The following is a 21,462-nucleotide window of genomic DNA, read 5'->3' as shown; positions in this document are numbered from 1 at the left end:
TGTGGGTTACTCCATGCGAATCGTGCGCCGGCACTCCCTCGGCCGGCACAATTGCACAAGACAGTCTCGCACATTTTGGCGTTTGATATGTGACGGCGGCGCGGTAATTCGCCAACTGGTGGGGCAAAACGTTTTGTCCGATGCCATACTGATAAGTTCCATGATGATTTTATTCATTGCGTGCAGGCTGCGGCTTGCCGCCGAGCGCCGCCGGAAGGAGGCCGCATGTCCGATACCGTTCGTGCCGAGAAAATCGCGCGCGAGGTCGACGATGCCGCCCGTCAGCTTGCCCAGGCGGGCCGCTTGGACCTGATGCATGAGTTTATCCAACATGGCGATGTGACGGTTTATGCACATGTGACCTCGGTGGCGCGGGCAAGTCTGTCCTTTGCCGAGCGCCTGGGCCGCGTCGGTATCTCCGTCGACCGCTTATCGCTGCTGCGCGGGGCCCTGCTGCACGATTACTTTCTCTATGACTGGCACGATCCCGACCCAAGCCATCGGCTGCATGGCTTTCGCCACCCGTTTTTTGCCTTGGCGCGTGCGGAGGAAGATTTTGAGCTGACGCCGCGCGAGCGGAATATTATCGTACGGCATATGTTTCCGCTGGTACCGGTGCCGCCGACGTGTCGTGAGGCATGGATTGTGTGCCTGGCGGATAAATGGTGCGCGCTGCGCGAGACGATTGCCGGCCGTCTGCCGCGCAAAGGCGGCGCGAACGATTTGAACGAGGGGTCGAGTGACGGCTCGAGCAAAGAATCGAACGAAAAGAGGAGTGGGTAGACGGTGGGAACCGCGATCGACATGGCATTTGACGGCGCGACGCTTGCCGCCTGTCCGCTCTCGGCGCTGGTACTCTCGTTTGCCTTCTACGGTTTTTGCGGCTGGGTATGGGAGTCGACAGTCTGCGCCATGCTCAACCACGGACGCTTTGCCAACAGCGGCTTTTTGCTAGGGCCGTGTTGTCCCATCTACGGTGCGGGCGGCATCGCGTGCTGGTTGCTGCTGCGTGGAATCCCAGACGCCTCGAGCCAGTTTGTCGCTGCCGCGCTCGTATGCAGCGTGATCGAATATAGCGTGGGCGTGCTGTTGGAAAAAACGACGGGTGCCCGGTTTTGGGATTACTCGCATCTGCCGTTTAACCTGCACGGACGCATCTGCCTGTACTGGGCCTGCGCATTTGGCTTGGGTGCGTTGTGTATTTGCCGTTTAGTGGAGCCGGCATTGCTGGGGCTGCTTGGCCATCTGCCGGTGCTGATTGTGCGGCTGTCCGCCTTTATCGTCGCGGTCGCGATGATGGTCGATGCGGTGTGCTCGTTGGCCAGCTGGCGCCGCCTGTCCGATCAGCTTGAGCGTGTGCGTGCCGACCTTGCCGACCGCATCAATGAGTCGCTTGCCGACGCCTCCGACTCTATGCTCGAACGTATTCCCGATTCGGCGATCGACTCGGTGGCGCAGACGCATATCCGCGGTCGCGCCGTTAACGCTTGGCTGGCCGAGCTGGGCGACGCGGCGCTCGATGCCCTGCGCGAGAAGGCTTCGATGCCGACGTTTATCTCGGATGGTGCTCGCGGCCTGGCGCTTGCTGCCCGCCGCGTTGCCGATGCCGCGCCGAGCATGCCGCGTCCGTCGCTCAGTCGTCGCCTTGCCGGCAAGCGCATGAGCCGTCCGGTGCCGAGTGTGTCGCTCAGTCGTCGCGACCTGCGCTTCTTCAATGCCTTTCCGCGCTTGCGCATCAATCGCTACGAGGGCGTCATCCGGGCCACCGATCTCCGCGACCGAGCTCGCGAGCTGTTCCGGCGCTAGGCGGGGCGGGCGCGCTCACGGCTTCCTTGCTCGCGTATTTCCCGTTCGTTTCGCGCCCGTTGCCGCGCCGTTTCCAAGATTGCGGCACCGTTTCCATTCGACAACGCAGCGTTTAACAACGCCGTATCTGGTCTACACCAGTTGCCCCTCGGCCGCATTATGGGCGCCGACAACGTTCATGCGACCAAGGGGGACGAATGTACGATACGGGATCGACAACGTTTATGCTCATCTGCACCATGCTCGTGTTTTTAATGACACCGGGCCTGGCGTTTTTCTATGGCGGTCTGTCTAGGCGCAAAAATGTCATCAACACCATGCTTATGTGCTTTGGCGCCATTGGCCTGGTTGGTGTGCTGTGGATTGTTGCCGGCTGGTCGCTGGCCTACGGCGGCGACGGCTCGAGTCCGTTTATTGGAGGCCTTGACCAGTTGCTGTGCCTACCGGTGCTCAACCAGGTGCTGCAGGCGGCCGAGGGCAATGCCGCGGGCGGTGCCGTCTACCCTCAGATCATCAACATCGCCTTCCAGATGGCGTTTGCCATGATCACCGCCGCTATCGTTACGGGCAGTCTGGCAGGCCGCGTTAAGTTTGGTGCCATGACGGCCTTCCTGGGCATTTGGCTGCTCGTGGTCTATGCGCCGCTCGCCCACATGGTTTGGGGCGGCGATGGTTCCTTTATCGGCGACATCATCGGCGCGCTCGACTTTGCCGGCGGCGACGTGGTACACATTTCGTCTGGTCTCACGGGCCTGATTCTCTGCTTAATGCTCGGCCGTCGTCGCGGCTTTGGCATGGTGAGCTACCGTCCGCATAACGTGCCGTTTGTGGCGCTGGGCGCCGGTCTACTTTGGTTTGGTTGGTTTGGCTTTAACGGCGGCAGCGAGTTTAAGGCCGACGCCGTGGCGGCACTCGCCATCCTCAACACCGTGACGGCCAGCGCGGCGGGCATGGTCTCGTGGCTTGCCGTCGAGCGCGTGCACACCGGTCGTCCCACGCTGGTGGGCGCCAGCACCGGTCTGGTTGCGGGCCTTGTGGTGGTCACGCCGGGCGCGGGCTTTGTCGAGCCGTGGGCGGCGCTGGTCATGGGCCTGATCGTCTCTCCCGTCTGTTACCTGGCCATCAGCCATCTCAAGACCAAGTTCGGCTACGACGATGCGCTCGACGCGTTTGGCTGCCATGGTATCGGCGGCATCTTGGGCGGCGTGCTCACGGGCCTGTTCTGCGTGCCGGAGCTTTCGTGGACCGGTAAGGGCGGCCTGTTCTACACGGGTGACATGTCGCTGCTCATCTCGCAAATCCTGGGCATTGTGGTGACGGTCGCTATTGTGCTGGTGCTCGACTTGGTGATTGCCGCGGTGGTCAAGGCGCTGTTCCGCGGCAGCCTGCGCGTGGACGAGGCCGATGAGGCGCTGGGCTTGGATGCGAGTCAGCACGGCGAGAGCGCTTATCCTTCGTTCTCCGGACTCGATTAGCAGCTTCCCCAAGCACCGCACCTTGCCGTTCAATCGTCGCTCACGTACTTAAGTACGCTTCGCTCCTCTTTCACGGCAATTTGCGGCACTTGGGAAACCTGCTAAGACCAGTCAGTTGAACTTTTTGATTTCTGAGGTTGGTTTGCGGCACCTGGGAAACCCGCGTCTCATGTAAAGGGATACGTTGATTTTTGAGAGGAATTCATTATGAAAAAGATCACGGCTATCGTGCGCCAGGAAAAGCTTGAGGTTCTTAAAGACGCGGTGTTTGCTGCTGATGTTCGCGGCATGACTATCAACCAGGTGCAGGGCTGCGGCGCGCAGCATGGCTGGAAGGAATACGTGCGCGGCAACGAGTTGCTTGTCAACACGATCCCTAAGGTGCAGTTCACCCTCATCTGCGCCGATGAACATGTCGACGGCATTGTCGACATCATCTGCAACGCCGCCCGTACCGGCGCCGTTGGAGACGGCAAGATCTGGATTGAGCCGGTCGAGGAAGTTATCCGCATCCGTACCGGCGAACACGGCCCCGCCGCGGTGTAGGATCGACCGCCTGCCATCCGCAACGTTAAAATGCTGCAATGAGGCACAAGACTTGCGTTGCGGATGGGCGGATTATGGGTCGCAATAAATATCCCGAGGAGACGGTCGCGAAGATTCTCGACGCGGCACTGGAGCTATTCTGCGCACAGGGTTATGAGGGGACGAGTATTCAAGATATCGTTGACCGTCTCGACGGCATGACCAAGGGCGCTGTCTATCATCACTTCAAGAGCAAAGAAGAGATTTTCAACGCCGCGTTTGATCGGGCGATGACTCCGATTGTTGAGCACCGCCGCTCGATGCTTGGCGTCGGTAATATGACCGGAGCCCAAAAGCTCAGGCGGCTGTACGCGCCCGAGTCCGTTGTTCCGCAAATTGAGCTATGGGCACGCATGCATCCTGCGGCGGATCCGGTAAAAAGCTCGCGTCTACTGGCGATGCAGTACCAGGGCTCGTTTGACGAGTCAGCCGATGGCTGTCTCTTGCCAGTGATCGAGGAGGGCATCGCCGACGGCTCCATTGCGTGCGAATGCCCGCGCGAAGCGGCGGAGGCCGTATCGTTGCTGGCGAATCTCTGGTTGCTGCCACTGTTCCGTCCGCTCGAGCCCAAGGAGCGAATGCTCGCTCGTGCACAATGTCTGGCGCAGATGGCCGCTGCGGTGGGACTCGATTTGGGCGAGGAAGTGCTCCAGACAACGGCACGGATTTGGGACGTATGGGACCGCGCTGGGTGGTAATATAGATACCAACGGTATGTAATTGATTTGTGAGGGTAGCCACGGCTGCCCTTTTCAAGTCATTAAATACATACTAGTGGTATGTATAGGGGGTGGGCTTATGGCTGGGCTGAGAGACGTCGGCGTCTCGTTGAAATCAAAAACAGTGCGGTCAATCAGGCTCGCGGAACTTCTGGTTGCGCAGCTGTGCACGTATTCGATGCTGTCGGCGCTGTGCTTTGCGTATCCACTTTACTTGTTCGATTGCAGTGGATCGTCAACGTTATATGGCGTCGTCGTGGCGACGGCATTCATACCCGGCGTACTCGCAACTCCGGTTGGCGGAATCTTGGCGGATAGGGGAAGACATCGCGAGGTCCTCGTGGCCCTTGGCATTGCTCTGATGACTGCATCGCTGCTGTCTATCCCCATGAAGCGCTCGTTGCCTCTTGCGGTCGTCGTAGTAGCGATACTTTGTGTTCAATATGGTGTTCAATCGCTGCTAAAGCCAATGCTCCAAATTGAGACGGTGCACATGGCGGGTGAAAAGAAGGTTGAGCGGGCCACTGCATTGGTTTCGCAGGTGACCATGGTGAGCAATATCTCGGGTCCTGTGGTCGGGACGGCAGTCTATGGGTGCTTTGGCATCGATGCTCTTTGCGCAACCGCGTCGGTGGCGTTTGCGATTTCAGCTCTCTTGTTTGGGGTCGCAATCAAACAAAATGCCTCATCTGAAACGATGGGAGACGGCGCGACTCGTACGACATACCGAAACGATTTTTGGGAGTCGATTCGGTATCTGTTGCAAAATGCATCATTGGTCGCTGTGATTTTGCTTGCGGCCGTTTTGAACCTTGCGTTGGTTGGGCTAACGATTGGCGCTCCCATTATTGTTACAAAGCATCTCGGCATGCAATCGTCCTGCGTTGGGATAGTTGAGGTTGCTCTGGGCTTGGGTGGTCTTACTGGCAGTGGCTTGGTCAGCATTTGGCCGCATCGCTTTTCTCTCAATGGCATATGTCGATATGTTGCGAGGATCTGTTTTGGAGTCGTACCGATTATCGTTACGCTACTGTTCGGCGCAGATGTATGCGTGTTCACCGTGTTTGCGGTTGGTTCGGCATGGATCATGGTGTGGGCAAGCATTGCGTCGGTTGAAATCATCGCGTTTGTTCAGCGGGTAGCGCCGGCTGAGCTCTGCGGAAAAGTGCTTTCGGTCGTTTACATGGTCCTTTCCTGCGCAACACCTATCGGCCAATTGACGTACGGGGTTGCATATGATCGATGGACACCGGCGATTGTATTCGCAGGCATGCTGGCGGTGCTGACGTTGACGACGGCTCTGTTTTATCGGCTGAAAAATCGCTTGCGGCGATTGTCTTAACGTGCTGGGGCACCGTGAATTTGCGGAGGCAGTGGCCCGCCGCGCCGGGACGGCATTGTTTGGGCATGCCTCTCCTTCGTCTACAATATCGTGCAGACGAAGGAGAGGCACGCCCATGATCAAGATGTTCGCGAGTGACTTAGACGGAACGCTGCTGAACGCCCTGCACGAGGCGGATGGGACCATCCGCCGTGCCATTCGCGAGCTGACCGAGGCCGGCCTGCATGTGGTTCCCGCGACCGGACGCTCGACGCTGCCGATCGGCGAGCATGGCTTTACGGGGCTGGCGCTCGATGCCTGCTGCTCTAACGGCTCCATCGTGCGCGACAGTCATGGCGAGGTGCTCAAGACCTGGACCATCGATCCGCAGATCACCGAGGAGCTGCTCAAGGAGTTTCCGGATATCTGTTTTGACTGCTCCACGCCCGACGGCATGTTTTCGAGCGGATCGTTCGAGATGCACCAGGCGGGCTTTAAAAAAGACAGCCCTATCAAGCGCATCGTGATGCGCGGCATGCGTGCGCGTGGCGGGTACCACGAGGAACAGTACTTCGACCAGTCGATCGGTGACATCCTGCGCCACGATGTGTGCAAGATCAACTGTCGCGTGACCTCGCCCGAGCTGGAGTGCGACCTTAAGGCGTATCTGGCCGAGCGCTCGGACCGCGTGGTCAACGCGCCGTTCGATCCGGTGATGTTCGAAATTACGGACGTGGCGTGCAACAAGGGCGAGAGCGTGGCATGGCTGGCGGGCTACTACGGTATTGCCGAGGACGAGGTCGCGGTCTACGGCGACGGCGGCAACGATATCGCCATGCTCAAACGCTTCCGCCACAGCTACGCGACCAAAAACGCTAGCGATGCAGCTAAGGCCGCCGCGAGCGCAACTATCGGCAGTTGCATGGTCCACGCCGTCCCCAAACACATGCTCGCCACCATGCGCAAGCAAAACTCCCGCACCGTCATCGAATAATGTGACAAAGAGACTGCCCCCTCGTCACATTCCAAATATTGCCTTTACGTGTTGATACACACGGTGTGCAATAATACTCGCACTGTGCAATAGCGCACAGGCTGAGTAACAAGGAGGACGCTTGTCCCAGCTCGAGAAATGCGATCGCCGGTCCCTTCGCTCGCAGCGTGCCCTTCGCCAGGCGCTTGCCAGCGAGCTTGCCGAAAGCGGCGACCTTTCGCGCATTAATGTCGCGTCGCTCACCGAGCGCGCTGGCCTTACGCGTCGCACGTTCTATTCGCACTACCGCGATATCCCCGACTTTATCAATCAAATCGAGGACGGCTTGCTGGCCGAGATCCGTGAGCGCATTGAGTTCATTACCGCAGCTCAGCTGCCTGATCTCTATCACAATATCGATGAGCTCGAGCCGGCGCCCGGTTCGGTTGAGCTGCTGCGTTATCTTGCGGCCAACCGCGACTTAATCGGTGCGCTGCTGGGGCCGGGCGGCGACCAGGCCTTCATTAAAAGGATTATCGACACTGCGCGTGAGGCTGTGGTGCCGCGTGCGCAGACGGGCATTTTGGGCCTGGCGCTGGGCACGTTCTTTGACTACTACGTCACCTACGTCGTGAGTGCCGAGGTCGGCATGATTCAGCGCTGGTTTGAGCGTGACCTTTCCGAATCGCCCGAGGCCATGGCGCGCATTATGACGGTGCTCGCTTTTGTTCGTCCTGGTGACCTGTATGGCCAACCCATCGATATCAACGTGCCGGAATACGGCATGAAGCTATTGAACTTGCAGCTCGAGGACGCGGCCGACACCGCCGCAACCGTCGAGTCCAACAACTAAGAGGAGAGACAGATGAGCAAACTCGTCGAGGGCATCAAGGATCGTATGGTTGCTGCCGCACGCGAGGCCGCGCCCGCCGTGGTGGACGCCGCGCAGAAGGCCGCGACCGCGGCAGCCGAGAAAGTTGCCGAGGCAGTTGCCGATGCCAAGAACGCGGCAGGGGAGACGTCCGTTACTAGCGAGCCCGCCACCGCCGCTGAGCCCATAGCCGCCGCCCACGCCCCCGAAGGCGCGATCTTCAATCCCGAGAACGCCCGCGGCAACCTACACCTGGGCATCGACGTGGGCTCCACCACTGTTAAGCTCGCCGTGCTCAACGACGACAACCAGATCGTCTACGCCAAGTACCAGCGCCACCACACCGACGTCCGTGCCTGCGCCCGCGACCTGTTCGAAGGCGCTGCGACCGTGCTGCCGACGGCCCAGATGACCTGCGCCATTACCGGCTCGGGCGGCCTGCTGCTGTCCCAGTGGCTCGACCTGGAGTTTGTCCAGGAGGTCATCGCCAGCAAGCGTGCCGTCGAGACCCTCATCCCGGCCACCGATGTCGCCATCGAGCTGGGCGGCGAGGACGCCAAGATCATCTACTTTGATAACGGCATCGAGCAGCGCATGAACGGCACCTGCGCCGGCGGTACGGGCGCGTTCATCGACCAGATGGCAACCCTGCTGCACACCGACGCGAGCGGCCTCAACGAGCTCGCGGCCAACGCCACCACCATCTATCCCATCGCCAGCCGCTGCGGCGTCTTTGCCAAGACCGACGTCCAGCCGCTGCTCAACGAGGGCGCCCGCCCCGAGGACGTGGCCGCTTCCATCTTCCAGGCCGTTGTGACCCAGACCATCTCGGGCCTGGCGTGCGGCCGTCCCATCCGTGGCAACGTCGCCTTCCTGGGCGGCCCGCTGCAGTATCTCTCCGAGCTGCGCCACCGCTTCTACCTCACGCTCAACCTGGACGAGGAACACCGCATCGTGCCCCAAAACGCTCACTTGTTTGTGGCGAGCGGCGCCGCCATGGCGCACGAGTCCAACAAGCTCAGCACGTTCCCGCAGCTCATCGAGGCCATCGACAGCTTGGGCGACACGCAGGGCGCCGAGGTCGAGCGTCTGAATCCGCTCTTTGCCACCGACGAGGACTTTGCCGAGTTCAAGGGTCGCCACGACCAGGAAGTCGTCCCCAAGGGCAAGCTCGACGGCTACACCGGCCGCGTGTTCATCGGCATCGACGCCGGCTCCACCACCATGAAGGCCGCGCTCGTGGGCGAGGACGGTCAACTGCTGCACACTTGGTACGGCAACAACAACGGTGACATCCTGGGCACGGCCAAGGTCATCATGGCCGATTTCTACAACCACATCCCCGCGGGCTGCACCATTGGCCACGTGACCACCACGGGCTACGGCGAGGCGCTGCTCATCGAGGCCCTCAAGGCCGATTCCGGCGAGATCGAGACCGTCGCCCACCTGCGCGGCGCCAAGGCGTTCCTGCCCGGCGTCGAGTTTATCCTGGACATCGGCGGCCAGGACATGAAGTGCCTGCGCGTCAAGGACGGCGTGATTGAGCACATCATGCTCAACGAGGCCTGCTCGTCGGGTTGCGGCAGCTTTATCGAGAGCTTCGCCGTCTCTATGAACATGGACGTACGCGCGTTCGCCGATGCCGCCATCCATGCCAAGGCCCCCGTCGACCTGGGCAGCCGCTGCACGGTCTTTATGAACTCGCGCGTCAAGCAGGCGCAGAAGGAAGGCGCCACGGTGGGCGACATCGCGGCCGGCCTGTCTTATTCCGTCATCAAGAATGCCCTGTTCAAGGTCATTAAGCTGCGCGATCCCAAGGAGATCGGCAGCCAGGTGATCGTTCAGGGCGGCACCTTTATGTCCGACGCCACGTTGCGCGCGTTCGAGCAGCTCACCGGCGTTCACGCCGTGCGTCCCGACATCGCCGGCTGCATGGGCGCCTACGGTGCGGCCTTGCTCGCCCGCGATCGCGCTGGTGCCGACGGCACCTCGACCATTCTTTCTGCCGAGGACATCGCACACCTCACCGTGACGCAAAAACACGTCCGCTGCGGCCGTTGCTCTAACAACTGCCAGCTCACCGTCAACGACTTTGGCGGCGGCAGGCGCTTCATTACCGGTAACCGCTGCGAGAAGGGTGCCGGCCACAAAAAGCAAAAGACCGAGGCGCCCAACCTCTTCAAAAAGAAGAACGATCTGCTCTTTAACCGCGAGGTGCTGAGCCCCGACGAGGCCCCGCGCGGCACCGTCGGCATCCCGCGCGCGCTCAACATGTACGAGAACTACCCCTTCTGGCACGCGTTCTTTACGCGCTTGGGCTTTAGCGTGCAGCTGTCTGACCAGTCGAGCAAAAAGACCTACCAGGCGGGCATCGAGTCCATGCCGTCCGAGAGCGTGTGCTATCCGGCCAAGATGAGCCACGGCCATGTGATGAACCTCATCGACCGCGATGTCGACTTCATTTGGATGCCGTGCGTGCGCTGGGAGCGCAAGGAGGATCCGACCGCCGGCAACTGTTACAACTGCCCCATCGTCATGAGCTACCCCACGGCGTTGGCACTCAACATCGACGAGATCCGCGAGCAGAACATCGAGTTCCTGTACCCGTTTGTGCCCTATCATGACAAGACCGAGCTCAAGCGCCGTCTGTACCAGGTGCTCGCCGTCGACCGTGTGGCCGATGCTGAGGCCGGTCGCGGACGCGTGCGCGGTCCCAAGATCACGCGCTCCGAGGTCGATGCCGCCGTCAACGCCGCCTTTGAGGCCGATGCGCGTTTCCACGAGGACATCCAGACCATGGGCGAGGAGGCTCTTAAGTGGGTCGAGGACCACGGCGGTCACGGCATCGTGCTCGCCGGTCGTCCCTACCATAACGACCCCGAGATCAACCACGCCCTGCCCGAGCTTATCTCGAGCTTTGGCTTTGCGGTCTTTACCGAGGATTCGCTCGCGCATCTGGTAAAGCCCGAGCGTCCGATTCGCGTCGTCGACCAGTGGATGTACCACAGTCGCCTGTACGCCGTCGCCCGTTTTGTGACGATGCGCAACGACCTGGACCTGATCCAGCTCAATTCCTTCGGCTGCGGCCTCGATGCCCTGACCACCGATCAGGTGCAGGAGATCCTGGAGGCCAGTGGCAAGATCTACACCGTGCTCAAGATCGACGAGGTGTCCAACCTGGGCGCCGCGCGCATTCGCATCCGCTCGCTCATGGCGGCACTCAAGGACCAGGAGGCCGAGCGCTTGGCCGAGGCCACGGCTGCGGGCAAGGTCTTTGAGCAGGGCGACGCTGCGCCGGTGGCGCCCTCCACGGATGCCCCCGCGTTCGCGAGCCGCAAGTACACGTTCGAGGCTCAGCGCGAGAGTGCTTCGACCGCATGGCCCAAGGTGCCCTTTACCGAGCAGATGCGCGACGAGGGCTATACCATCCTGTGCCCGCAGATGGCGCCGATCCACTTTGACCTGGTCAAAGAGGTGTTCCGCGGTGCCGGCTACAACTTGGAGCTGCTGCCCTCGACCGACCACGATGCCGTCGAGGCTGGCCTGCGCTATGTGAACAATGACATTTGCTACCCGTCGATTCTGGTGACGGGCCAGATTATGGAGGCCATCGAGAGCGGTCGGTACGACCTGTCCAAGACCGCCGTGGTCATCAGCCAGACCGGCGGCGGCTGCCGTGCCACCAACTACATCGCGCTCATCCGCAAGGCCCTGCGCGAGAGCGGCCACCCCGAGATCCCGGTGATCTCGCTTTCGGCCGTGGCGCTTGGCGAGGACAACCCCGGCTTCAAGCTGACGCCGGCGCTGCTTAAGCAGGCAGTCTACGCGGTGCTCTTTGGCGACGTGATGATGCAGATGCTCTACCGCTGCCGCCCGTACGAGGCCACGCCCGGTGCCGCCAACGCGCTCTATGAGGAGTACATGGCGCGCGCTCGCAAGTTGGCGCCCAAGTTCAACAGGCATAACTACACCAAGCTGTGCCGTGAGGCCATTCGCGCGTTCGACACCATGCCACTTGTGGGCGAGGGCACCAAGCCGCGTGTGGGCGTGGTCGGCGAGATCCTGGTCAAGTTCCACCCCACGGCCAACAACCACGTGGTCGATGTCATCGAGCGCGAGGGCTGCGAGGCCGTGGTGCCGGGCCTGCTCGACTTCTTCCTGTACTCCATGAGCAACGCCGAGCTGCAAAAGGACGAGCTGGGCAGCTCCGCTACGACACGTGCGGGCATGCAGGCGCTCATCAAGCTCGTGGACTGGATGCGTACGCCGGTTGAGGAGCTGCTCGAGAAGTCCCAGCGCTTTGAGGCGCCCGAGCGTATCAGCACCATGGCCGACAAGGCCCGCACGGTGCTATCGGTGTGCAATAACATGGGTGAGGGGTGGCTGCTCACAGCCGAGATGCTCGACCTGATCGACCACGGTGCGCCCAACATCATCTGCACGCAGCCCTTCGCGTGCCTGCCCAATCATGTGGTGGGCAAGGCCGTAATCAAGGAGCTGCGCCGTCAGCATCCCGAGAGCAACATTGTCGCGGTGGACTACGACCCCGGTGCGTCCGAGGTCAACCAGCTCAACCGTATTAAGCTCATGATCAGCGTGGCGAAGGAGAACATGCGCGCCGGTAAGGGCTTTAAGCTCGAGAAGGTGGCGCCGCTCGCGATGGACGAGGTCACCGGCCAGATGCGTGCTCATGACGGCTGTGTGAGCTGCGGGCCGGCCAGCGAGGAGGCCGTGGCATCGGTCGCCGAGCGCCTGGGACGCGGCATTAAGAAGTAACTGGCCTGCTATGGGCTAGATATGGGACAAACGGGTGGCAGCCGTACCGGTTACCACCCGTTTTTACTGGACATCTGTTGCGTAAACGGTCCAACTATCACCCCCTGCGAACTTAGATTTCGGAAGTATGCGGCAAAATTTGAATAGGCCGAGCACGCTGGATATGTCCAAGCTCTGTGCCTGCGGTTTTATTGGTGAAAAACCGGGGTGTGCTCGAGGGCTCCGGAATTTGCCGCATACTTCCGAAAACAACGTCTCGGTGGCACCAAAAATTGCCTCCAGAACCCTGAGATAATGAACATATGTAGCCGTTCGCCGCAAATTATCGTCCGTTCATGGAACCTATCTCCAACGAGTTGTAACCATATGGTTTGATGTTGGAAACATATGATTGCCGGCGGGCCGTAGGTGACGTTTGCGCTGATATCGGAGGTACCAAGTATGTTTCGTGCTCCGTTAAACAAGTATCGGGCTGGCTAACATGAGCCGCCGTTTTGTCTCGATAACCCTTGCAGTGGTCTGCCTGGCTGTGCTCCTGGGCGCTACAGGGCTGTTTGCTATAAGCCGAGAAACGTCCTATATGCAGGAATGCGTTTCCGAAGGCTTTGCCATTGATGGTTACTATCGGGATGACAAAACGAGTCGGGAAACCCTGGCTTTTCTTGAGGAGGACAACTGTCGATGGCAGCTGGTCGACCAAGACGGAATCTGCACAGACGGGCAGTTTAAGCGTACGGATGACCCCAACATCCTGTTATTAAAGAAGGAAAACGGTGAAGAATTCGGTACGGTCCACGTGGCGTATATTTCGCGTCGACGCGATCAGGGTTGGCTCTACCTATTTAGAGATACCAAGGTGACCCGCTTTAATCTGGTGAGCACTTATCCGGCGTTTATGGTGGAGTCCGGCGATGTCGATGTGGAAAGTTGATTTACGGCAATAAAGCAGCGAGCGGGGGCGCGGTCATGAACTACGCCCCCGCTTTTTGCTCGTATTCGTGCCGCGTCTGCGCCTCGTCTCGGCCTGCGCCCTGCGTTACCTCACATCAAACTCCACGCGATCGAGTTCGGGTACATTGAGGTCGATGAGCTTGCGGGCGACGTGGCGGTCGTGCGCCCCGAGCGCCTCGCTTGTCGTCACGTGGGCGACAATCTCACGCTCGACAATGCCTTCTTCGTTGCCCTCAGTTGCCGAGGTCTCGACGGCAACGGTGTAATCCTTAAAGCCCGGCAGCACCGCGGCAAGCTCGCGCGTGGTCTCAGTGATGCCGTAGCCGTCCTGCACGCCGGCCTGCGCCGAGCCAATGGACCCCGCGGTCATAACGATGCAGGGGATGGCAAAGATGATCGTGTCCACGATGATGCGGCGGCGCACTTTGCGCGACAGCTCGTCGACCTCGGCATTTTCCTCGGCGGTCACAATGCCGTCGCCGTTGAGGTCACGCTTGAGCGGCACGCGCAAAAGAAGTAGTACGGCTTCGGCCGCCAGCGCGATAAAGACGACGTTGATGCCAAACTCGTAAAGCGCCGAGAGAAACAGCGACCCGCTTGCGATGGCGATGCCATAGCCCGCCGCGCACAGGGGCGGCATGAGCGCGGTCGCCACGGCCACGCCGGCGATGAGCGTTGCGGGCTCCTGGTCGCGTGAGTTGCCTAGGCCGCCCGCAAAGCCGCCGGCGAGCGCGACGGCGAGGTCCCACACGGTGGGCGTCGAGTTGTCGATAATGGCGGCTGTGGTGGCGCCAAGGGGCGAGAGCTTAAAGTACAACGTGGATGTGACCAGGCAAAAGGCCATTTGCAGCGCAAGGCCGGCGACGGCTTCGACGGTAATCTCGCGGTCGAGCGTGGCGATGCCGTATGCCATGGCAAGGACCGATCCCATAAGCGGGCAGATGAGCATGGCGCCCACGATGGCGATGTCCGAGTCGATATCGAGGCCGATGCTTGCGATGAGCATGGCGATGATGAGGATGCACAGGTGAGAGCCGGTCAGGCGTGCCCCGTTTACAAAGCGCTTGCGAATCACGTGGTAGGGCGCGCGACCCTCGCGAATATTGAACGCTTGCTTTAGGAAGCGGGTGGCGTTCTCCATGGCCTCGCTATGGGCGGGGCGGATGCCGTGGCGCCGGTGATGGCGTTCGCGTAGTCGCTTGATCTGTTGTTTGTCGAGTTCCATGTCCACCTCGTTCTGGCACGGGCCGCGCAACGCGCCCGTTGTCCTAACTCTACACCGTGGCGGGCGGGGTGTCTGTTGGATGCGGGATCCGATAGGGCGGATGACGCGGGAGCAAATGCAAATCACAGGCTCAATTCGATCCCGCAAGAATATGATGCACCAGCTCCTACATATGTGACGAAATTGTGAAGCACGAGAGCGCGAATTTCAAAAAAATCCGCTGGTGACCAATGTTGCGCAACAGAATTCAAAAATCGGCACCTACAGTTTGAATCGTATGGATACATCCGTGTCAAAGGGAGAAAGCCATGGCAAACTACAGTCCACAACACTTTGAGCCTCGGGCTAAGGCCGTCAACGTCAAGGGCGTTGCCAACCGCGCCGTCGCAACCGTTTTGACGGCGGGCCTCATCGCTCAGCCGCTCATGTCGCCGCTGGCGGCAATCGCCGCACCGACGGCAGATAACGGCGATTCTGTTCAGGGGGGGGGTAGTTCTGTAGAGAACACCGTTGCCGCCGGTAACCAAGCGGTCGTAAAGACGGCTGCCCAGCTGGCCGAGGAGTCGGCAAAGCAGTTCAAGGACGCTCAGGCCGCCTACGATGCCGCCCAGAAGAAGGCCGACGCGGCGGGCCAGTCTCAAAAGCAGGCGCAGCAGCAAAAGAATCAGGCCTCGCAGGCCGTGACCGATAACGCCGCCGAGCAGAACGCAGCAGAAGTCGCCGCGCTCCAGGAGAAGATTGACGAGCTCAAAGCCGCCGTCGAAAAGACCGAGCAGCAGCAGAAGAAGCTGGGCGACCTGAACGATCGGCTCGAACAGGCCAACAAGAGTGTCGAGGATAAGACCCAGGCGCTCAAGGACGCCAAGGCAAAGCAGGATGAGGCCAAGAAGGCCCTCGATGATGCCCAGGCCAAGCTCGAGGCCATGGGTATGGACGAGTACGAGGCCGCCAAGAAGGCCGTCGAGGACGCGCAGGCAAAGCTCGATGACGCCAATAAGGCCGTTACTACTGCACAGGCCAATCTGGACCAGGCCAAGGCTGCCGAGGCCAGCGCCCAGCAGGAAAAGCAGAATACCGAGGCGGCTTTGACGACTGCCCAGGCCAAGAAGCAGGAGACTGCCGCTGCTCTCGCAGCCGCAACCACCGCGCGCGATAACGCCCAGCAGAAGTTCAACCAGGCGCAGGCCGCGCTCGATGCTGCCGTCTCGGGTACGGGTGTTGACCTGAGTGCGCTTGAGGCCGCCAAGAAAGCTGCTGCTGGTGAGCTCAAGACCGCGCAGGCGGAGCTCAATGCCGCGACGGATGCCGACGCCACCGCACAGACAAATCTGCAGGCCGCCCAGGCTGCCGTCGCTGCCGCGCAGGAGAAGGCCAACGCCGCCAACGCTGCTGTGGCATCTGCCCAGTCTGCATACGATGCGGCAAACAAGGAGTACAAGGACGCGGCCAGTAAGCGTGACGCCGCGAAGACGGCATACGAGCAGGCCCAGCAGACCGAGGCCGACAAGAAGGCGGAGTACGATAAGCTTGTCGAAGTTCGCAAGCAGAAGCGCAGCGAGTGGGAGGCAGCCTGCGCTGCTTCGAACGCCGCGGAAAAGGCTTATGACGCTGCTAATGTCCAGGTTGAGGCTCTTGAGCAGCAGATTGCTGAGCTCAAGTCCAACATGACCGTTGACCAGGAAGTCATCAGCCAAGGTATACTCGGCTTCATGAACTATATTAGCGACGGCAGCCAGTTCACAGCCACGCAGAAAAAGAACGCCCAGGAAGCCGTATCGATGCTGACCGGTGCCGCTGACAAGGCCGAATGGTATGACCAGTACGTCGATCAGGACATGTCTCGCGACACCAACCCGCTTTCCTTGGAGCAGATGCGCAACGCCCTGACATATCTCGACACCCAGAACAACCTCCGCAAGGCGAACGGTCAGTCGGCGCTCAGCGTCAGCCTCCGCATGACTGCGGCAGCCGCTCTTAATACATCATATTCATCGAACATCTGGGGACACTCGAACTGTTACTTCGACAACGGCGAAAATCTTGCTGGCGGAGGCGGCGCATATACCGGCGGCGAGACCGAGGATACGCTTGGCTGGCCATATACCGGTCTCTACACCCAGGAGAAAAAGGCATTCGATAAGTACGTCGAACAGTATGGTGACGCACTTGGAAGCCATCGATATGATTCATACTATATCTACCAGCACTACTACAGCATCTACAAAGAGTGCGGGCACTATCTCAACATCATCGATGCCGGCACGAAGGCTATCGGTATCGCGACCGGTAGCGGTAAGAACACCGATTCCGAGGTAACCATATTCGATTACAGCGCTGATGACACTCAGGCCGATTTCACTGTCTCCGAGTTCAAGAAACTCCTCAACGACTACATCGATTCCGCTTACAACGCAGGCGGCACGCAGGAGCAGAAGGAGCAGCTCAAGGAGCTTCAGGGCAAGCTCGCCGAGGCGCAGAAGAACTTTGGAACTACTAGGAAAGCTTACTTCGCAGCTGTAAACGGGCAGGATGCCGCCCAGGACGCTTTCACCGCAGCAGATGTGAACATGAACACCGCCAAGGGTGAGTACGAGAAGGCTAAGTCCGACACCGCCGCCGCGAAGACGGCATACGACGCCGCGAAGGACGCACTCGGCGGAATCGACATCGAGTCCCTCAAGCAGAACCTCGATGCCGCCAAGAGCAAGGCCGCCACTGCCCAGGCAGCTCTCGATAAGGCAAACGCCACGCTTGCTGACAGCAAGACGAAGGCAGCCGAGGCCGCTGCTCACAAGGCGAAGGCTCGCAGCGCCCGCGACGCCGCCAAGACAAAGTCCGAGCAGGCCAATGAGGCGTATGACAATGCCACTGCTTCGGTCAAGGATCTTACCGCCAAGCGCGATGCCGCCAAGACGGATCTTGCGAACAAGCAGGGCACGCTTAACGATGCCAAGAAGGCCGACGACACTGCCCAGGCTGGCGTTGACAAGGCTCAGGCCGCAGATGTGCACGCCGCGACCGCTCTTTCGGGCGCCAAGCAGGCAGTTGCCGCCAAGACGCAGACCCTGTCCGACGCACAGGCGAAGGCCAAGGCCGCCGAGGGCGAGCTGGCTACCGCGAACAAGGCCTTCGAGCGCTTCGCCGGCGCTCAGAAGGCGGTCGACGACGCCAAGGCCGCCTATGACGCTGCCGTCACCGGTGTCGCCGATGCCCAGAAGCAGCTCGAGGCCGCCAACGAAGCCGTCGTCGATGCGAACCTCGATATCGTCAAGGCCAAGGCCGAGCTTGCCAACGACGAGGCGCTCAAGGCCGATCTTGAGGCTGTCGACCACAAGGCATCCCTTGCCGCGGGCACGACGGGTAACGAGAAGCTGGTCAAGCTGAACGCTGCCTACGCTCGCTATAAGGCCGCCGTCGATGCCGCCGCTGGTCTCAAGGCTGCTCTGAGCGATGCCGATGCCAAGCTGTCCGATGCCAACGACGCCTATGCCGCCGCGCTTGCCGAGCTTGGCGATGCCAAGGATGCCCTGGCTGCCGCTCAGGCCGAGTACGACAAGTATCATCCCAAGGCTGAGCCGCAGGCCAAGCCTCAGGTTGCGCAGGCTGCTGCAAAGGTCTCCGTTGCCAAGAAACAGGCTGCGCCTGCCGCGCTCGCCCAGACCGGTGATGACTCCGCGCTTGCGGGCGAGGTCTTCGTTATCGGCGGTATTACACTCGTGGCTGCGGGTGTGACGCTCGGCGATCGTCGTCGCAAGCAGATGTAGCGTTTCGAGCGTAGTTTCTGCAACGAACTTCGGTTCATAGCGGGACCGTCTCGATAGCCAAACGATAAGGCCGGCGCGCTGTCATACGCAGCGCGCCGGCCTTTCTTTGCGTTGGTATCAAAAAGCCCGGTCGGCAGCCGCAAAAGCTACCGACCGGGCAAGTCGTAGGCAATATGGTTGCCGTCGAGCAGCTGCTCAGCTTAGCCCAGCAGGCTTAAGCCCACGGAGACAAACGCCAGGATAACGCCGACGATGGACTCGCCGCCGAGCAGGCCGCTGGCGACAACCAGGCCCTGTTCCTGGAAGGCGGCGTCCTTGGCAGCCCTCTCCTCGTCAGAAAGACCAGCGGTGGCGTCGCGGTGGGCGGACCACTTGTCGTAGGCGAGCTTGACGCAGGAGCCCAGGAATGCCGTGAGTGACATGTAGAACGGCAGATACACGCCCAGGCCGATCATCATGGCCGGAATGCCGAGCCAGTACATGACGATGCCGGCGATAAAGCCGCCGGCGAACCACGGCACGCTCGGGATGCCCGAGACCATGGTGGCGACCACACTTGCCTGCGCGGCAACAAAGCTCTTGTCGGGGCCAAAGGCGTCCGGGCCATAGGCGGTGACGAGCGCGACCATGACGGCTGCGGCGACCAAGGCGCCCACGATGCCGCCGATGGCCTGGCCGATCCACTGTGCGCGCGGGTTGGTGCCCAGCACGGCACCGGCCTTAAAGTCGTTCATGACGTCGCCCGCAAGGCCGCACGCCACGGCTACGATGCCGGCGATAAAGAACAGCTTGACCTGAGCGATCTGTGCGAAGGCAGCCACGATGAGCATAACGATGAGGCCAAAGATTTCCATGGGGTCGATGCCCGTCTGGCCGCAGCTCTGTGCGCTCATGATGGTGGTGACAAAGGTGAACAGCGTGACGATGACGGCCGGAACGGGGCCAAGGTCAAGCACGATGGCGATGACCACGGCGATGGCGGCAGCGCCTAGGCCGATGATGCCGGCGTCGAGCTTAAGGGAGCCCGAGATGAGCGACTGCTCGTCGGTGTCGGTGGAGCTGTCGGCGGCAAGACCGCGGACGATGCCGGCGATCTGCGGCAGGATGTCCTTGAGGACGACGGCGACGCCAAAGCCCATCATGAGACCCATACCCAGGGACTTGACGATGCCCTGCGCGGTTACAACGTCGAACAGACCGGCAGCGGTGCCGCCCACAATGATGCCAAAGTTGCCTAGCAGGGCACCGGCAAACCAGAAGGCGACCGGGGCGAAGCCCACGAGGAAGCCGACGGAGAGCAGCATGGGCGAGTTGTAGATGCCAAAGGTCACGCCGGGGATGTTGAGCGTGCACAGCATGCTGGGCACCACGCCCAGGGCGTCACGAAGCACGCTGTAGATGCCGGCGATGGCCATGGAACCAAAGAGCTGCTTGCCGGTCTTGCCGCCGGCCTCGGTGGCGCGCAGGGTCTGAGCTGCGGCGTTGCCGGTGGGGAACTCCAGCGCGGCGTCCACGATAAAGTGACGGTGGATGAGCGCGGTGGCCAGCAGACCCAGGATAGTGCCGGCGAGTGCCACGATAAACATGTCGAGCCAGCTGATCTGGTCGGCATAGCCCAGCATCCAGGCACCCGGGATGGTAAACGCCAGGCCGCCGGCGACCATGGCGCCTGCGGACATGATGGTGTGGGTGACGTTTGCCTCGTTGAGGCTGGCGTTGCCCATGAGCTTAAGGAAGAACAGCGAGATGACGGCAGCGAAGACGATCGGCCAGGGGAGTGCGCCCATCTTGAGGGCGGTGTAGGCCGAGCTTGCCGTGATGATCACGCAGCCAAGGACACCGATGACGACGCCGCGCAGCGTGAGTTGCCCGCGCATCGAGGCGCGGTTCGAGGGATTGCTCATATAGAACTCCTTTGCGTATATCCGCTTCCCCCGGGAGCGCCGCTACGGATACGGCGCGGGAAGTCGGGTTACCAAGGGCCGCCGCGTGAGCTCGCGCGCGACCGCGCACCAGTATAGCCGCAAGCTAGTCATTTTGGGATGACTGGTTTAGGTAGGCGATATACTGCTGGGCAGACGAAAGGAGCGCCGACGATGCTTAATGGGTGCGCATATATATTGACGGTCGACGTGGGCAACACGTTCATTCGCTTTGGCCTGTTTGCCGAGGATTCAGCCGCGGCACAGGAATGCCCGCTCGCGACGTGCGAGATCACCACGCCGTCGAGCATCACAGCCGACGAGGCGCGCATGAGGCTCGCGCAGGTCATGGGTGCACTGGCAGCCGATGCGGGCATGCCGGGCGCGCTTGTGCCCACGGCTGCCGTGCTGAGCTGCGTGGTGCCGGCGCTCGAGCGCCCGTGGAAGACGGCGCTTTCCCGTACATGCACGGGGCGTGTGCTCACGGTGGGGCCGGGCCTCAAGACCGGCATGCCCGTGCACTACGACGATCCGGCCGAGATCGGCCCCGACCGCATCGCCGACGCCGTGGCTGCCCGCGCCGTCTACGGATCGCCGTGCATCGTGATTGACCTGGGCACTACGACCAATATTGAGGTCATCGATGCGCGCGGTACCTTTGTCGGCGGCGTCATCGCGCCGGGTCTGGCGCTCGGCGCCCGCTCGCTCTCGGCTGCTGCGGCACGCCTGCCGCAGGTCGAGCCCTCGGCACCCACGCATGTAATCGGCCGTAACACGCGCGAGGCGATGCGCTCGGGCGTGGTTCTGGGCGAGGTGGCCCGCATCGACGGCATGCTCGACATGGTGCTTGCCGAGATGCGCGCGACCAAGGCCGCGGGGGAGGGCGACGTGCCCATCGTCATTACCGGCGACGACGCTGAGGCACTCGCGGCGTTGGTCGGCCACAGCCTGACGGTCGACGACGCGCTGACGCTGCGGGGCCTCGCCGAGCTCTACCGCATCAACCAAAAGCCCCGCCGCGTGTAAAAGTGAGGGCGCCGGTGGGACAAACGCCTCCACCTTTCACCTGCTACA

Annotated in this window: 14 protein-coding genes; 12 read left to right on the top strand and 2 right to left on the bottom strand. The window is 61.2% G+C overall.

Features of this window, described 5'->3' with window-relative positions; translation table 11 throughout:
- Window positions 1–225: 225 nt before the first annotated feature.
- The 10 genes from DXD48_RS02405 (at window position 226) to DXD48_RS02360 (ending at window position 13,457) form a co-directional block, all read left to right on the top strand.
- On the top strand, window positions 226–783 hold the full coding sequence (locus tag DXD48_RS02405) for an HD domain-containing protein (protein ID WP_117563835.1): 558 nt from the start codon (window positions 226–228) through the stop codon (window positions 781–783).
- A gap of 3 nt (window positions 784–786) precedes the next feature.
- Window positions 787–1,806, top strand: a complete 1,020-nt coding sequence (locus DXD48_RS02400) for a putative ABC transporter permease (RefSeq protein ID WP_233502303.1) — start codon at window positions 787–789, stop codon at window positions 1,804–1,806.
- A gap of 197 nt (window positions 1,807–2,003) precedes the next feature.
- Window positions 2,004–3,281: an ammonium transporter gene (locus DXD48_RS02395; protein ID WP_117563834.1), complete on the top strand. Its 1,278-nt coding sequence runs from the start codon at window positions 2,004–2,006 to the stop codon at window positions 3,279–3,281.
- A gap of 207 nt (window positions 3,282–3,488) precedes the next feature.
- Window positions 3,489–3,827 carry a P-II family nitrogen regulator gene (locus DXD48_RS02390; protein WP_117563833.1) on the top strand — a complete coding sequence of 113 codons (339 nt, stop codon included), beginning with the start codon at window positions 3,489–3,491 and terminating at the stop codon, window positions 3,825–3,827.
- Window positions 3,828–3,901: 74 nt separating this feature from the next.
- Entirely contained in the window at window positions 3,902–4,564 is a 663-nt protein-coding gene (locus DXD48_RS02385) for a TetR/AcrR family transcriptional regulator (RefSeq protein WP_158548909.1), read from the top strand.
- Window positions 4,565–4,664: 100 nt separating this feature from the next.
- Window positions 4,665–5,927 carry an MFS transporter gene (locus tag DXD48_RS02380; RefSeq protein ID WP_117563831.1) on the top strand — a complete coding sequence of 421 codons (1,263 nt, stop codon included), beginning with the start codon at window positions 4,665–4,667 and terminating at the stop codon, window positions 5,925–5,927.
- 115 nt (window positions 5,928–6,042) lie between these two features.
- Window positions 6,043–6,900, top strand: coding sequence for an HAD-IIB family hydrolase (locus DXD48_RS02375; protein ID WP_117563830.1), 858 nt, complete (start codon window positions 6,043–6,045; stop codon window positions 6,898–6,900).
- Between the two features lie 121 nt (window positions 6,901–7,021).
- Window positions 7,022–7,732 (top strand): TetR/AcrR family transcriptional regulator, encoded by a 711-nt coding sequence (locus DXD48_RS02370; protein ID WP_117563829.1) that lies wholly within the window; start codon window positions 7,022–7,024, stop codon window positions 7,730–7,732.
- 12 nt (window positions 7,733–7,744) lie between these two features.
- Entirely contained in the window at window positions 7,745–12,526 is a 4,782-nt protein-coding gene (locus tag DXD48_RS02365) for a 2-hydroxyacyl-CoA dehydratase (protein WP_117563828.1), read from the top strand.
- Between the two features lie 481 nt (window positions 12,527–13,007).
- Window positions 13,008–13,457 (top strand): hypothetical protein, encoded by a 450-nt coding sequence (locus DXD48_RS02360; protein ID WP_117563827.1) that lies wholly within the window; start codon window positions 13,008–13,010, stop codon window positions 13,455–13,457.
- Window positions 13,458–13,562: 105 nt separating this feature from the next.
- Here the strand turns inward: DXD48_RS02360 and DXD48_RS02355 are convergent, their stop codons facing one another.
- Entirely contained in the window at window positions 13,563–14,702 is a 1,140-nt protein-coding gene (locus tag DXD48_RS02355) for a DUF389 domain-containing protein (protein WP_117563826.1), read from the bottom strand.
- Window positions 14,703–15,010: 308 nt separating this feature from the next.
- Here DXD48_RS02355 and DXD48_RS02350 point away from each other — a divergent pair, with 308 nt between their 5' ends.
- On the top strand, window positions 15,011–18,466 hold the full coding sequence (locus DXD48_RS02350) for a CAP domain-containing protein (protein WP_117563825.1): 3,456 nt from the start codon (window positions 15,011–15,013) through the stop codon (window positions 18,464–18,466).
- Between the two features lie 200 nt (window positions 18,467–18,666).
- Here DXD48_RS02350 and DXD48_RS02345 read toward each other — a convergent pair whose 3' ends face one another.
- Window positions 18,667–20,370, bottom strand: coding sequence for an OPT/YSL family transporter (locus DXD48_RS02345; RefSeq protein ID WP_117563824.1), 1,704 nt, complete (start codon window positions 20,368–20,370; stop codon window positions 18,667–18,669).
- A 192-nt stretch (window positions 20,371–20,562) separates the two neighbouring features.
- On the opposite strand from DXD48_RS02345, the gene DXD48_RS02340 reads away from it, so the two are divergent.
- Entirely contained in the window at window positions 20,563–21,414 is an 852-nt protein-coding gene (locus DXD48_RS02340) for a type III pantothenate kinase (protein ID WP_117563823.1), read from the top strand.
- The last annotated feature ends 48 nt before the right edge of the window (window positions 21,415–21,462 follow it).

It is taken from the genome of Collinsella sp. TM05-37, from assembly GCF_003436455.1.
GTDB lineage: Bacteria > Actinomycetota > Coriobacteriia > Coriobacteriales > Coriobacteriaceae > Collinsella.
Note: the sequence above shows the minus strand (reverse complement) of the source record. Positions and strands in the feature narration are given on the sequence as shown.

Bases quoted from the DNA above. Each gene is read 5' to 3' on its own strand.
- DXD48_RS02405 (WP_117563835.1), top strand. From the start codon at position 226: ATGTCCGATACCGTTCGTGCCGAGAAAATCGCGCGCGAGGTCGACGAT.
- DXD48_RS02395 (WP_117563834.1), top strand. From the start codon at position 2,004: ATGTACGATACGGGATCGACAACGTTTATGCTCATCTGCACCATGCTC.
- DXD48_RS02390 (WP_117563833.1), top strand. From the start codon at position 3,489: ATGAAAAAGATCACGGCTATCGTGCGCCAGGAAAAGCTTGAGGTTCTT.
- DXD48_RS02385 (WP_158548909.1), top strand. From the start codon at position 3,902: ATGGGTCGCAATAAATATCCCGAGGAGACGGTCGCGAAGATTCTCGAC.
- DXD48_RS02380 (WP_117563831.1), top strand. From the start codon at position 4,665: ATGGCTGGGCTGAGAGACGTCGGCGTCTCGTTGAAATCAAAAACAGTG.
- DXD48_RS02375 (WP_117563830.1), top strand. From the start codon at position 6,043: ATGATCAAGATGTTCGCGAGTGACTTAGACGGAACGCTGCTGAACGCC.
- DXD48_RS02365 (WP_117563828.1), top strand. From the start codon at position 7,745: ATGAGCAAACTCGTCGAGGGCATCAAGGATCGTATGGTTGCTGCCGCA.
- DXD48_RS02360 (WP_117563827.1), top strand. From the start codon at position 13,008: ATGAGCCGCCGTTTTGTCTCGATAACCCTTGCAGTGGTCTGCCTGGCT.
- DXD48_RS02355 (WP_117563826.1), bottom strand. From the start codon at position 14,702: ATGGAACTCGACAAACAACAGATCAAGCGACTACGCGAACGCCATCAC.
- DXD48_RS02350 (WP_117563825.1), top strand. From the start codon at position 15,011: ATGGCAAACTACAGTCCACAACACTTTGAGCCTCGGGCTAAGGCCGTC.
- DXD48_RS02345 (WP_117563824.1), bottom strand. From the start codon at position 20,370: ATGAGCAATCCCTCGAACCGCGCCTCGATGCGCGGGCAACTCACGCTG.
- DXD48_RS02340 (WP_117563823.1), top strand. From the start codon at position 20,563: ATGCTTAATGGGTGCGCATATATATTGACGGTCGACGTGGGCAACACG.